The organism is Salinimicrobium sp. 3283s (assembly GCF_039602225.1).
In the GTDB taxonomy this organism is placed as follows: Bacteria; Bacteroidota; Bacteroidia; order Flavobacteriales; family Flavobacteriaceae; genus Salinimicrobium; species Salinimicrobium profundisediminis.
In genome coordinates, this window is sequence record NZ_CP143631.1 from 770152 (window position 1) to 785618 (window position 15467).

5 protein-coding genes are annotated in these 15467 nt (G+C 41.8%); all 5 read right to left on the reverse strand.

Annotation, left to right across the window (positions count from 1 at the left end; all coding sequences use genetic code 11):
- Window positions 1–48: 48 nt before the first annotated feature.
- Window positions 49–2418 (reverse strand): class I SAM-dependent DNA methyltransferase, encoded by a 2370-nt coding sequence (locus VS868_RS03385; RefSeq protein ID WP_345599195.1) that lies wholly within the window; start codon window positions 2416–2418, stop codon window positions 49–51.
- Window positions 2419–3067: 649 nt separating this feature from the next.
- Entirely contained in the window at window positions 3068–6049 is a 2982-nt protein-coding gene (locus VS868_RS03390) for a histidine kinase (RefSeq protein ID WP_345599196.1), read from the reverse strand.
- Window positions 6027–6779: a LytTR family DNA-binding domain-containing protein gene (locus VS868_RS03395; RefSeq protein WP_345599198.1), complete on the reverse strand. Its 753-nt coding sequence runs from the start codon at window positions 6777–6779 to the stop codon at window positions 6027–6029. The genes VS868_RS03390 and VS868_RS03395 overlap by 23 nt, the downstream gene beginning before the upstream one ends.
- 192 nt (window positions 6780–6971) lie before the next feature.
- Complete coding sequence (locus VS868_RS03400) at window positions 6972–7865, reverse strand: type IX secretion system membrane protein PorP/SprF (protein WP_345599199.1); 894 nt, start codon at window positions 7863–7865, stop codon at window positions 6972–6974.
- Between the two features lie 11 nt (window positions 7866–7876).
- Window positions 7877–14917, reverse strand: coding sequence for a gliding motility-associated C-terminal domain-containing protein (locus VS868_RS03405; protein ID WP_345599200.1), 7041 nt, complete (start codon window positions 14915–14917; stop codon window positions 7877–7879).
- Between the last annotated feature and the right edge of the window lie 550 nt (window positions 14918–15467).

The window sequence follows — 15467 nt, forward strand, 5'->3', positions numbered from 1 at the left end:
TTTTACCTTCATGCAATTAAAGTAACATAGTGGGTTTCCTATTTTACTTTATCCCAGATTTAAAATATCCATAATCAAACCTTCATTCTTCTCCTCCAGCTCCACGATCTCTTTGGCTACAGTATCTAAAGATCTTAGTGGAGTGTGGCGGTAGAAATATTTGTTGAAGCTTATTTCATAACCAATCTTGGTGGCATCGAGATTAATCCAGGCTTCAGAAACGTGGGGTTTCACTTCTTCCAAAAAGTAGCTGTGAATTTGTTCTTTTAGAGGCACATTCTCATAATCGCGCAGGTCGCTTTCGGTCTCAAAAATGGCATATTCGGCAGGCTTTCCGGTTGGAAAATAGCCAAAGTCGGGCAGCTGTTCTTCGGTGCAATTGAGGTGAGCGAGGAGGCTGCTGAGTTTTTCTCCGCTCAGTTTTTCCTTCTTTTTGACCACCTTTTCGGCTTCGGCATCATACAAGCTTATGGCATTGTAAATGGCATTCTTTTCTGAAGCGCCGGGTTTTAATTTCCATTCCTTCAGCTTTGCTTCCACTTCCTTTTTAAAAATGTTGAAATCTGAATACTCTTTTTTGCCAATCGCCTGGTGCAATTTTTCAGCAAGCTCTAATATTTCCTTTTGCTTTTTCCAGGTTTTGGAACTCAGCAGTTTCTTCCGGTTTTTGCTGCTTAGGTTCAGGTCGTTTTCTTCAGCATAAGCCAAAATCTCCTTTTCGTGTTCCTTCAGCTTTGTGTAAACTTCCTCACCAAAATTTTCCCAGGCCCACTGCATTGGCTCCTTCAGCTGTTTGTCATATCTCAGCTCTTCAATTCTTTCCGCAGTAAACTGAGCTTTCAGGCGCTTCGGGCGTTCTATGGTCACCTTATAATAGCCAAAATCCTCATTATCGAAAACCTGTGCGGCTATTCCGGGGACTTCGGCAGTCGTATCTTCATCAATGCTTCGACTTACTGCCTGCATTTCAGCATACACCTTTACGATCTCATCAATATGCTCGGGCGCGAATTCGCAGTTCTTGTTTCCGAGGTTCTTCCGTAGCTTTCTAAATAATTGTCCGCCATCGATAAGCTGCACCTTGCCTTTACGGTTTTCGGCTTTATGATTGCTCAGCAGCCAGATATAGGTGGTGATCCCGGTGTTGTAGAACAGGTTGTTGGGCAGCTGGATGATGGCCTCCAAAAGGTCATTTTCAATGATGTAGCGCCTAATGTTGCTCTCGCCGCCGCCGGCATCGCCCGTAAATAAACTGGAACCGTTGTGTACCGAAGCGATCCTGGAACCGGAAGGGCTTTGGTGCGCGGGCTTCATCTTGTTCACCATCTCCATAAGGAACAGCAACTGCCCGTCTGAAGAACGCGGAATGGCATCGGCATCTTCCTCCACACCCCAGTAATTTTTCAGCGTGATCTTAAAGCGCGGATCGATAACATCCTTGCCGTCCTTGATATATTTTTGTTCGCTGCTCCAGGATTTCCCGTAAGGCGGATTGGAGAGCATAAAATCGAAGCTGGTACCCGCGAACTCATCTGTAGACAGTGTAGAACCCACACGGATATTCCCGGGGTCGTTGCCCTTGATCATCATATCACTCTTACAGATGGCGTAGGTCTCGTCATTGATCTCCTTACCGTAGAGATAGACATCGCCGGTCGCCCTAATGAGGCCTTCCTCGTCTTTGATGAAATTTTGGGCTTCGGTAAGCATCCCGCCGCTCCCGCAGGCAGGATCATAAATGGTCATCACTGGCGGCAATTCATCTTTTATGGGATCAAAAACCAGGTGCGTCATCAAGTCTATCACCTCCCGCGGAGTGAAATGCTCCCCGGCTTCCTCGTTGTTCTCTTCGTTGAATTTCCTGATGAGCTCCTCGAAAACATAGCCCATTCCGAGGTTAGAAAGCGCAGGCATTTTTCGGCCTTCCGGATCTTCTTTTTCAAATGGAGTTAGGTTGATGTAAGGCGAAGTAAATTTCTCCAGCACATCCAGCAAGACATCCTTGCCTGCCATATGGCGGATCTGGCTCTTCAGCTTGAACTTGTCAATGATCTCCTTTACGTTCGGGCTGAATCCATTGAGGTAATCCTCAAAATTGGCCTGCAGGATCTGCTGCGAATTGGTTGCGGTATCGTGTAATTTTTGAAGCGTCCATTTGCTGATGTTGTAAAAAACATATCCGGAAGCGTCACGGAGTCCGCTTTCGTCCCATTCTGTAAATCCGGCTTCATCTTTTTGAAAAGCCAGTTCTTCCATCACGGCATCTTTGGTGGGTTCCAGCAAAGCGTCAAGTCGGCGCAGCACCACCATTGGCAGGATCACGTCGCGATATTTTCCGCGCACGTACACATCGCGCAGGCAATCATCGGCAATAGACCAGATGAAGGAAACTAATTTATTGTGGGTTTGTTGAGTCATAAACGAAATTATTAGGTGTAGGGTTTTAAAAATTACCTGCAAATTTGATCAGGAGAAATAATTTCCTGTACCAGCATTTTTCCGCGAAGTAGGGAATGCGGAATAGGTTTGCCTGTAAATCTAAATATTTTCTTAAAGCTTTGAAAGCAGATTGCCGTAAAAGCAAGCTTCTCCTAATGTTTCTTCAGCCATAAATCATAAATAAACTGACATACAGCCAATTATCAAAAACTTCAGAAATAACTGTTCGCAAAAATGTCATTTTTGACAACCCTGCTTCTCAGCTATTGCATCCTAATACCACAACTGAACCATCGGATTCTGTTTCGATCGGCACCATGATATTTTTCTGTACTGAATTTCAGGTATCCTACAGCTTCAGCATAAACCTTTAGATCTGGACACACGAGAACCGGTATGAGGTTTCAGTTATGTTGCCCCTTGAAAAGATGTAGTTATACAGATAATTGTAGACAGGAATAAAAACTAAGGAAAAGAACAGTTCGCATGTTCCAAAAAAATTACAACCCCTACTTATAATAATCCCGGGAACAGCAACTGTATCTTTCCTTAATTTGCCACAAAACTAAAGGATATTGCAAGAAGTAATTAAAGCATTTAGTAAACGTATGGAATTTGAAAGTAAGCGTTAAACTTCTAGTTTTAAGAGTACCAGAGTGCCTTCATTTTTCACTGAAGTTACCTGTAAAGTCTCTTCCACCTCGTAACCCAGCAGTGCCACCCGCTCCCTGACCAAATTGACCCCTTTAGATTCATGCAACCTGTTGCCTGCCCCGCTCGAAAAACCAACCCCGTTATCTTCAATTTTACACTGCAGTAAACCCTCTGAAAGCAATTTAAAGGAAACCTTTAAAATCGGATTTTTAATGCTTTGTGGGAAAGCATGTACAAAGACATTTTCTACAAAAGTCTGCAGCAACATGGTAGGAATTTCCAGCTCATAAGCATCAATCGAAGGATCTACCTCAAAGATTACCTGAATGGCATTATTGAACCTTGTATTTTCAACCCTAATGTAGGCCTGCAGGTATTCAATTTCTTCAATTAACAGGATCTTGGGCCTGGTACAATGGTCGAGGTTAAGCCTTATCAATTTTGAAAAATCCGCAAGAAACTCTGTCGCCTTTTCAACATCACTATCCATGATAAAATACTGGATAGAATTCATGGCATTAAAGATAAAATGCGGATTCATCTGAGCGAGCAGGGCCTCCATTTTGGTCTCTTCCAAACGCTTTTGAATAAGTCTTTTTTGCACTTCAAATTTCCTGTTCTGCCGCATCCTGAAGTTGTAGATCCCAAAAACCCCGGTACAGGCAACAATTACCAGCAGGCAGCCAAACCACCAGGTCTTCCAAAAAGGGGGAAATATTGCCATGTTAAGCAAAGGCCGGGTAAAACTGAGCCCGGTACTTTTATCCGAAACCATTACTTCAATATTGTAATTTTCTGAAGGTAGGGAAGGTAAAAATATTTCAGGTTTCGAAGAGGCAAGGCTCCAGGAGGCATTCTTGTTCAACCGGTACCTGTACTTAAGTTTATTGGGAAAAGGATGCGCCTTGGTGCTAAACTTCAGCAACAGCGTATTCTCATTATGGGCCAGTTCTATCCTGTCTTCAATATTTACCGGCAACCATTCAATTTTGTGGTTATTAACAAAAACTTCTTTTAGCTCAATATCATCCACCAGCAACTTTGGCTCAATAAGCGCATCGAGATCCAGCTCATAAAATCCGTTTTCGCTTCCAATGCTAAGCATATTCTCCCTCACTTCAGCACTCAATAATGGTTGCCCGAGCCCCTGCTCCCGATCTACAAAAATAAACCGGTCATCTTTGTACAGATTGAGTCCTTTTTCGGTGCCAATAATAAGTGTCCCCCGGTAATTCTCCATGAAAGAGATGGTATTACCCTGAATTTCAGCCCGCGGAACTTTCTTTAAGACCTTGAAAGCAGCTTCATCATTTACGATGAACACATCACCAAATTCATTTGAAATGGACAGGTTTTTGCCCAATGGGGCAACATATTTTAATTTTTTTTCGTTCCAGATGCCTTTTTCAAGATAGGAAATAAAGCGATCCTCCTTCCAGGTGTAAAGCCCTGAAAAAATGGATAAAAGGTAAGTTTTTTGCCCTTTTTGAAGACTATTAACAATCATGGTTGGGGTACTGTTGCTCTCAGGATTAAACCAGCTGTACTTAAACGCATCCAGGTTGTCGTAAACCCTCACCCCGCCATAAGGATTGGTTTCTATGAGTTTACCTTCAGGCGTAAAATTGATTTCTTCGGAATGCAGGGGTAAATAGCGCTCCAATTCTCCTGAAGCCTGGATTGCAAACAACCCGATATTGGTGTTCACCCAAAACATATCCTGGTGAACTTTGATGTCGTAGAACTTAATATCTTCAGCTACTGTAGAATAATCAAGTTCGTAAAAATGATCTTCGTGCCTGGGAAGTGGCATGCTGGTGGTTTGCACATAATCCTCCTGCCATTCTTTAAGCTGAAGCAAACTAATTGTTTGTTCATTTTTGCCATTTTTGACAAGAATAGCATCATCCCGAAGCACTGCTGAAGTATTCTTTGTCCCGGCAAATCCCAAAGTTTTAATTCCACCGGCATTATGGAAAGTAATTGGCGGATTTAGCGCAACTTCATAAAGCCCTTCATTTCTGGTTGCCACATACAGTTTTTCAAAATCGGGATCATAGGCCAGGGAAATAACTTCCCTGCTCGAGATATTAAATTCGGATGCCCTTGAGACCATTCGCCCCCCTACCAGTTCATAAATGCCGCCGCTCGCATCATATATGCCCCAGGCCCCGGCAAATATCCTTTCATCTTTTGTCTTTACGTAATCCCAAATAATAGAAGCCCCCTGTTTTTTGGCCGAAAGATTTTTTCCTTTTAAATAATCGACGAGTTTGTGCCTGGTAAAATACTCCTTGTTGCTGCTGTAAATACTATCCTTATCTATCCAAACAGAGTAAATAAACCTGTGATCACTTACTTTCACAAGAGCCACCCCAGCCTTCTGCCAATCAATTCTGAAGATGCCCGAATTGTAGGTAACCACATAAATCTCTTTGTTGTAGCTGATAAAATTCTGCACCCGAAAAAGCGTATTTCCCGGCGGATTTTCCATGGAAACTACTTCAAAAGTATTGATATCAATCATGGAAACCCCATCGCTGGTACCCACATAAACCTTGTCCTGGTATGAAAAGAGTTTGGTGATCTCATTGTGGATTAATCCGTCTTCTTCAGAAATAACTTTAAAATCAAAGCCATTATAGATGCTAACCCCTTCGCCATAACTGCCAAACCACAAATTGCCTTTTTTATCTTCAGCGATGGCCCAACAGCTGTTCTGGGCCAGGCCGTCCTCTTCAAAAAAGTATTTTAAAACCCCATTTTCCTTTCTTACCACACCGTTCTCAGTACCAATCCACAGTACCTTATTACTGTCAATAAATAGCGATCTCACTGCATTATTGGGCAGCTCATTAGCCGAGGTGAAATGTTTTACGGGATAATTTTGAGAGAGTGCTACAGTACACCACATCAAAAATAAAAGGAAGACCTTAGTGGTTTTGTAAAATGGCATTTATGAAGTCTTCTTCTTTTCGATGGGAAACAGGAAGTTTCTCTCCGTTTGTTAATTCAATTTCCTTGTTTGCCTTATTGTACCTCACCACGTAATTAAGGTTGATCACGTAGCTTTTGTGGATTCTCTTAAAAGCGTGCTCCGGAAGTATTCCTTCTACGTATTTTAAAGTCTTTGAAGCCATTTTTGTGCTGCCGTCAATCTTCTTTATGTTGCAGTAATTGCTTTCGGCCCTGCAATAGAGAATGTGGTTGGTGTGCACCAGTTCAAAACCTTCAAGCGTAGGGAATGCAATTTTACTCACATTCTGGTCATTGACATTGAGGTTCTCCAGCAGTAAAGACAGTTTTTTCTGCGCAGCGTTGCCTTCGTTTTTCCTTTCAAATTTTTTTAAAGCTTCAGCCAGGTCAAGATGATTTATTGGCTTCAGCAAATAATCCAGCGCACTGCGTTTTATTGCTTTAATAGCAAACCTATCGAAAGCCGTGGTAAAAATGACTTCAAAATTGATCTTATCAAAATAATTGAAGAGTTCAAAACCATTCTTTTCGGGCATTTGAATATCCAAAAAAACCAGCTCTGGCGCATGATTCCTAATTGCCGTCACCCCCGAATCTACCGAATTGCATTTCTCCACAATATGGACCCGGTTAGGCAAATACCTGTCAAGGGTTTTCTCCAGCAAATCACGGGCATTAAGCTCATCATCAATGATTACTGCTTTTATCATATAACAATATTACATTTTTTATGATTTTGTTAAGGTATCAAAAATGTCAAAATCGGGCAGCTTTTTTTCTTCGGAAGTTTTTTGCTTCAGCCTTAAAGAACAAAAATCTGCCGGGTATTTCTACCACAGCAGATTCTTATTTATTATTTCTGAAATAAATCCTGAAGCTTAATCAAGTTCAGAAACTATCTACTAGTCCTTCAGCGTAAACCTCACAAACAGCTCATGGGTGCCGTTGCTTGCATTTTGTAATTCCGAACGCAGGGAAGATTCATAAGCGTAACCTAAGTCAAACCAGTCGATCACCTTGATCAAAGCAAGGCCGCTAATGGCCTCATCGGTCCTGTAAGCTGCTCCAATCTCAAAGTTGTTATGAATGTTCATAAGCGCTGTAAAATCTACCGAAACCGGGGCGCCATGCACATATCGAAGCATAACAGAGGGTTTTAACTCCAACGTGCTGTTCAGCCTGAAGTCATATCCTCCACTTAAGTACATATGCACCCTGTCTGCCGCCGTAGTTACTATGCCTTCCTCTTCTCGGGCCCGCTTGGTCTCGAGGATCTTTGGAGCCGATAGAGAAATATAGTATTTCTCATGCTTTAAATAAGCACCCACCCCCACGTTGGGGTTGAACCGGCTAAGGCCCACCAGCGACGGATCCAGGTCGTAATTCCAGGTCTCCAGCTCAGAGGTATTTACATTGTAAAAATTTCCACCCGCTTTCAAACCAAGAAAAAGGTCAAGTTGCTCGTTCATGGGAAGCCTATAGGAAAAATCGGCAGTCACAAAGGTTTGCTGCTCCACAAAGGTGCGGTCGTTTTCTACCGAAAGTCCCACGCCCACATTTTTCCCGGCATAGGTGCCAAAGGAAAAAGCCTGGGCCTCGGGGGCATTTTTCACACCACTCCACTGACTCCTGAAAATACCTGCAAAAGTAGTATGCCCATCGGCCCCGGCATAAGCCGGGTTCACGATGTTCATATTCTGGCGGTAAAAAGTGTACGAATTCTGTTGTTGCGCGTATAAAGTCGTTCCGGTGAATATCAGGAACAGTACGGTAAATTTATTGATATATCTTTTCATTGTGAGCTTCATTATTTTGTTATGTACAACCATCCGTCTTTATCCAGGTTCTTTCCGTCAAGGTAAATCTGGAAATAATAAGAGCCTTCGGGCAGTGCATCGCCGTTGTACGTACCGTCCCAATCGTTCTGGTAGGCCGACTGTCTAAAGATCTCTTTCCCCCAGCGGTTGTAAATAATGACAAGGGAGTTTGAATGGTTCTCAATGTTCACCACCCTCCAGGTGTCGTTGATACCGTCACCGTTTGGCGTCATGGCTTCAGAAACAAGGATTTGTGTTGTATCACAAACATCTCCCACACCATCTTTATCGATGTCTTCCTGACCAGGATTGTAGGTTAGCGGACAGTTGTCATCTTCATCAAGAATTCCGTCACCGTCATCATCTGTGTCAATGATATCTCCCAGGCCATCGCCATCGGTATCTGTTTGATCGGGGTTTGGAACTAAGGGTGCATTGTCAACATCATCAGGAATACCATCATTGTCATCATCGTCATCACAGTTGTCTTTCATTCCGTCGGAATCATTGTCTCCAAAGCTGTTTTGAACCTCTACAACAGCTTCGGCCGTTCCTAAGTTTCCGCTAAAGTCGGTAACACTTAGCAATACAAAGTTCATCCCTTCATTGTCACATCCAAAGCTGGTCACATCAAGGCTCATGGAAGCAATTCCGCAGTTGTCAAAAACCTCATCGTAGACATCTTCGGCAACGATACTGGCCACGCCATTCTCGTCAAGCTCTACCACGATGTCTTTCGCGATTACCACGGGAGCGGTTTCATCAAGAATGGTCACCGTTGCAACTTTAGTTGTAATGTTGCCATTCACATCGGTAACCGTCACCGTCACATCTTTTGTGGCACCGGTAGCACAGTCAAAACGCGTTTCACTTAGCGTAATACTGCCAACTGCACAATTATCGGTCGCGCTTTCCACCACATCTGCAGTGGCGATAGTCACCTTGCCATCATCATCAAGCTGCACGCTGATGTTTTTGACCACAACTACAGGAGCAACATTATCTTCAACAGTTACAATTGCTTCGGAAGAAGTTGTATTCCCATTGTTGTCTTCAACAGTAAGCACTACTGTGTTCTCCCCAACATTTGAACAGTCAAAAGTGTCAATATCAAGAGACATTTCTGAAATTCCGCAGGCATCTGAAGAGCCGTTGTCGATTTGTTCCGGAATGATAGTTGCGTTTCCGTCGGCATCAAGCTGTACAGTGATGTTTTGAGTTACCGCAACCGGAGCTACATTATCTTCAACAGTCACGATTGCTTCGGAAGAAGTGGTGTTTCCATTGTTGTCTTCAACAGTAAGCACCACAGTGTTTTCTCCAACATTAGAACAGTCAAAAATGTTAATATCAAGAGTCATTTCTGAAATTCCGCAGGCATCTGAAGAGCCGTTGTCGATATCTTCAGTGGCAATAGTCACCTTACCGTCATCATCAAGCTGTACGCTGATATTTTTTGTGACTACAACAGGAGCTATGTTATCTTCAACAGTTACTGTAGCTTCCGCAGAAGTTTTGTTTCCATTGTTATCTTCCACAGTAAGCACCACAGTGTTTTCTCCAACATTAGAACAGTCAAAAATGTTAATATCAAGAGTCATTTCTGAAATTCCGCAGGCATCTGAAGAGCCGCTGTCGATATCTTCAGTGGCAATAGTCACCTTACCGTCATCATCAAGCTGTACGCTGATATTTTTTGTGACTACAACAGGAGCTATGTTATCTTCAACAGTTACTGTAGCTTCCGCAGAAGTTTTGTTTCCATTGTTATCTTCCACAGTAAGCACCACAGTGTTTTCTCCAACATTAGAACAGTCAAAAATGTTAATATCAAGAGTCATTTCTGAAATTCCGCAGGCATCTGAAGAGCCGCTGTCGATATCTTCAGTGGCAATAGTCACCTTACCGTCATCATCAAGCTGTACGCTGATATTTTTTGTGACTACAACAGGAGCTATGTTATCTTCAACAGTTACTGTAGCTTCCGCAGAAGTTTTGTTTCCATTGTTGTCTTCAACAGTAAGCACCACAGTATTCTCCCCAACATTTGAGCAGTCAAAAATGGCATTATCAAGCGTCATTTCTGAAATTCCGCAGGCATCTGAAGAACCGTTGTCGATCATTGCCGGAGTGATGGTCGCGTTTCCGTCGGCATCAAGCTGTACAGTGATGTTTTGAGTCAGCACCACAGGAGCTACTTTGTCTTCAACAATTACTGTAGCTTCCGCAGAAGTTTTGTTTCCATTGTTGTCTTCAACAGTCAGAACAACTGTGTTCTCCCCAACATTTGAGCAGTCAAAAATGTCAATATCAAGAGTCATTTCTGAAATTCCGCAGGCATCGGCAGAACCGTTGTCGATATCATCAGGAGTGATGGTCGCATTCCCTTCCGCATCAAGCTGTACAGTGATGTTTTGGATTACCGCAACCGGAGCTACGTTATCTTCAACAGTTACTGTAGCTTCGGAAGAAGTTGTATTTCCGCTATTGTCTTCCACAGTTAGCACCACAGTATTCTCCCCAACATTAGAGCAGTCAAAAATGTCAATATCAAGAGACATTTCTGAAATTCCGCAGGCATCGGCAGAACCGTTGTCGATATCATCAGGAGTGATGGTCGCATTCCCTTCCGCATCAAGCTGTACAGTGATGTTTTGGATTACCGCAACCGGAGCTACATTATCTTCAACAGTTACTGTAGCTTCCGCAGAGCTTTCATTTCCGTTATTATCGATTACTGTAAGAGTTATAGTGTTCTCCCCGACATTAGAGCAGTCAAAAGTGTCATTATCAAGCGTCATTTCTGAAATTCCGCAGGCATCGGCAGAACCGTTGTCGATATCATCAGGAGTGATGGTCGCATTCCCTTCCGCATCAAGCTGTACAGTGATGTTTTGGATTACCGCAACCGGAGCTACGTTATCTTCAACAGTTACTGTAGCTTCGGAAGAAGTTGTATTTCCATTGTTGTCTTCCACAGTTAGCACCACAGTATTCTCCCCAACATTAGAGCAGTCAAAAATGGCATTATCAAGAGACATTTCTGAAATTCCGCAGGCATCGGAAGAACCGTTGTCGATATCTTCAGGAGTGATGGTTGCGTTTCCTTCAGCATCAAGCTGTACAGTGATGTTTTGGATTACCGCAACCGGAGCTACGTTATCTTCAACAGTTACTGTAGCTTCGGAAGAATTAGCGTTCCCACTTTTATCTACTACTGTTAAGAAGACCGTATTTTCTCCAATATTATCACAGGTATATTCTACATCATTTGCTTCAGTCAAATAACTCACTGCAACATATAATCTCTTTACTGTCCCAGAGCAAGGATCTCCAAATACCCCGTTTGATGCCGGAATGGTAAAACTGTTCTTACCAAGGGCGTAGCCTTCAACAATTGCCTGAGAACTTGCAGCGTGGCAGGAACTTAAATTATAGTCACCGCTACTTCCGGTTGGTGTACCATAACTGGCGAATTTTACCGCTGTTACAACTTTTCCGGCAGGCAAAGAGATAGAGAGATTTTCATTTTCATTTACTTCTGCAAACTCAATGATTTCTTTAGAGAATGATATTTCAGAAATCTCACAATTATCTGTAGAACCATCATTTATTTGATCGGGAGAAACAGAGGCCTGTCCGTTCTCGTCCAGCTGAACAGTGATGTTTTGGGTGACCACCTTTGGCAAAGTTTTATCCTCTACAGTAATGGTAAAGCTTGTAGTGCTGGTGTTCCCTGCATAATCCATAACCACATAGGAGTTCACAGTTCCCCCTACCGGGAATTCATCGCTCAACGGAATTCCCGCAGTTTGCTGAACCGGCAGGTTTGGAGTTACACCCGGAGCATTGACCTGAACATTTAGATTTCCAATCTCTGTCCCATAATGACCTGCCCAGAATTCAACATCCTTACCACCATGTTCTATAAAGATATACCGCAGCCCGGTTCCATAATCATTAAAAGAACTGCTAACTGTTTGCCAGGTGTTATTTGCGGTTAAAGTACCCGAGTTGAAGGACTCAATAACTTCCCCTTTTTCATCTCTTAGTTCAACCCTAAAAAAGTAGGTATCATTAAAGTCTGGCCATCCCCCACGGTAGTTTTCAGAGATTGAGATCTCTGGTGCGGTATCGAGCAACTCTTTACTATAACCCTGAGCCAGTAAATCTATAACCTGAGATTTTTTTGCGAGGCTATAAGAGGTGCGAAAAGAATTTCCGTTTACTGCCCAGCCATTACCCCCATTTAAGGTAACATTCCAACCGGCCAACCCTCCGGCTGCATTCCCGTTATAAGCGATATTGCCAGTACTTGCACAATTATCCTGAGTGTTAAATCTTAAATCGATTAATGCACCACAAAGTTCTGAATCGGATTCAAAAACCAATTGGGAAGGCTTAAGTATTTGAGGAGAAATCTTGTCTTCAACAATTACCGTTGCTGTTTCGGAAGATTCATTTCCGCTTTTATCTTTTACAGTTAAAGTCACTGTATTTTGACCGAGATTTGAACAGCTAAAGTCAGTAATATCGAGACTCATCGTATCAATTTCACAATTATCAGAAGAGCCGTTGTTTATATCGGCAGGTACGATGGAGGCAGCTCCGTTTTCATCAAGCTGCACGGTGATGTTTTGGGTGACCACATCCGGATCTACATTGTCTACCGCGGTAAATTTAAACACCCCGGTTGATGACAGGTTTCCGGAATCTGTCGCTGTTATAGTAATATTAGCGCTGGCCTGTGTATCTTCAACAGGAACTATAGTTACCTCATAATTAGTCCCATTATGCACAACACTAATATTGGTATTGGGTATAAATGCCTGGTTGTCTGAAGTAGCTTTTACTTCCAGGTCTTGATAAGAATCTTCGGCATCTGTAATTTCAACAGTAAAACTATATGTCTCTGAAGGACAGTTTTCAATATCTGAAATTTCAGAAATTTGTGGTGGAGTGTTCAATTCCAGGGTTTTTACACCTGAATACTGAAAACAAGATTGATCACCTGAAAGCCCCCCGTATTCTACAATATAGCCTATTAAGCTATTGCCTCCGTTCAAGTCATTCCATAAACCTCCGTTTTGATAATATATTTGAAGAGAATGCTCTGAGGAACCGGAATTATTAGGTTCTGAAGCATTCCAGTTTTCAAATTGACCATTTACACTTTGTGACACTTCTGAAAATTGGGTTCCGGCTTCGGGGCCAGTCACCCAGTACCATTTGCCTTCTGCTTCGGCTTGAGTATTGTAAAGCGGATTGCCTGCTGCTGAATTGATTTCAGAAAAACTATCTGATCCACCAATCCATCCATCACCTGATAGTTTGGTTAGTATAAATTGATTTTCTGACGCAGAAGTAATAGTTGCAAGATATCCCTGAAGACCGTTTAAGGTTTTAGTTGCAGCATCGGCTTTTGCCTGTTGCCAGGTAAAAGCACCGTCTACATATTCATAATAATGATTATTATCGGAGTTGGATACTCCTGCTCCAATATTGAAAACTATTTCTCTTTCGAGAACGTTGCTACTGGTAGTACGAAACTGGATATTCTGAAAGATATCCTGCAGCTCCTGGGAGGTCATAGCTCCCGAAATAGTGAACACCCCCGTAGAAGTATTATAACTGCCTGAGACGCCTGAAGGCAAAGTAAAACCTGTAGCCAACCTCAACTCATCACCCGATTGGAAATTCTCGTTAATTGAAACAGTCGCACCGTTAACATTGTCAGACAAAAGAATCAATAAATTACTATCAATTACTGTATAATTTCCAGGTGAAGAAACTACAGTACTACCTTCGCTGGGCTGCACAAGAGCATCGGGGTTTTCAATTGTAATTTGTGCATTTTTGATAACCTCATTCCCGGCACCATCTTTCGCTGTGATGGTCACTTGTTGAGTGCCAACATTAGTACAGTCAAAGGTGAAATTAGCCGGTGTAATAGTATAGCTACAGTTATCGTTTACTGCAGAAATAAATTCTGTCGCTGGAACCGTTAGCCCATCTATACTGGTAAGTTTGCGGGTTATATCCTGAAGGCTAAGAGTTGGTAGTTCATTGTCTATTACTGTTACAGTAAAGGATTGTGTGGTTTTATTTGTCCCGTCCGAAACTTCATAAGTAACAGTGGTAGCGCCCAGTGGAAAAGCAGAACCACTTGCAAAACCTGTAGTTAGACTTATGGTAGGATCAGAATCACAGTCATCTGAAGCTGTTGGACTGCTATAAGTCACCACTGCATCACATTGCCCTGCATCAACATTTACCTGAATGTCTGCAGGAAAACTTGTGAAGGCTGGAGGCTGGTTGTCGCTCACAATCACATCAAAATTAGCACTTGATGAGTTGTTAGAAGGATAACCCGTATTATCTGTCGCATTCACGGATACTGTAGTAGTCCCCAGGGGAAAAACGAAAGTTTGCGGATCAATTACATTACCTTCAACAGAGTAAACTACTGTAGGATTTGAATCACAGTTGTCTGCTACAGAAACATTAGAAAAAGATCCAGCTACAAATTCACAATTTGTTTGATTTGTACCTACATTTAAATCACTTGCAGTAATTGTGGGGGCAGACCGATCATAAAAAGTTTGGGTAATGGAGTATCCAAAAAGTCCATTAGTACAGGCCTCCTCAGTTTCAGCCGGGGGGCCTTCCACAAATTTAATTGTAACTTCTTCATTACATTTAACTGGTAAGAAATCATAATACACCCAGTCATTATAGGTGTTTGCCTGGCCGCTACATTGAACACGGTTATTTATTGTACCCTGCACAGGTAAATTGCCAAAAGGGATGTTATTATAATAACCCGATCCTGAAATATTTTGGTTCCCACTTCCCTGATTAACGACTATATAAAAATTACCCAAATTCGAGTCAGTTACATCATTGTGCCAATGCTCTAACCAAAAACGTATAGTCCCGTCATCCCTGAGTTCCCAAAAAGTTTGGACTGTATGAGCAGAGCTGATAAAGCTCAATAGTAGGAAAGAAATAAATAGTAAAAGTTTCTTCATATAGATTTGTTTAGTATTAATTAGCTATTTAAAATATCCATCAATTAAGCTGCAGGATATTTAAACATACAGGACTAAAAGAGGCTAATTTAGATTTATTTAACAAATAGATAGCATTAAATCCCATGATGGATAAAATATTTTAGATGAAAAGCAATATATTAAGGTTCAACTACTCAATTTTTTGAATAATGTTATTGATAAACTTCTTTTTATTCATGATAATAAGTTGTTTAACATAGATCTAAAGCAAAAGCTAGCTGCCAGCCCCCATTGATTATGTATTAATGATTTAGTTTAAAGTCAAATCTGTTTCAATTATGTCTTATGAAAGAAAGCACTTCTTAACAAAAAGTTAAAGCGGCGAATATATATAAGTACTTAATTGATAACAATACCCACTTTTGGGTATATATAGAAGATCCTAACATAAATCTTCAATTGCTCCCATTTCATGGCGCAAAAAAAACCTTAAAAAAACGTTAATGCAGTTAAAATCCCACAAATGATGTATTCAAATTAAATTTGGACACGTGCTTATTACTGAAAC

Coding starts and splice junctions, on each gene's coding strand:
- VS868_RS03390 (WP_345599196.1), bottom strand. CDS start 6,049: ATGCCATTTTACAAAACCACTAAGGTCTTCCTTTTATTTTTGATGTGG.
- VS868_RS03400 (WP_345599199.1), bottom strand. CDS start 7,865: ATGAAAAGATATATCAATAAATTTACCGTACTGTTCCTGATATTCACC.
- VS868_RS03385 (WP_345599195.1), bottom strand. CDS start 2,418: ATGACTCAACAAACCCACAATAAATTAGTTTCCTTCATCTGGTCTATT.
- VS868_RS03405 (WP_345599200.1), bottom strand. CDS start 14,917: ATGAAGAAACTTTTACTATTTATTTCTTTCCTACTATTGAGCTTTATC.
- VS868_RS03395 (WP_345599198.1), bottom strand. CDS start 6,779: ATGATAAAAGCAGTAATCATTGATGATGAGCTTAATGCCCGTGATTTG.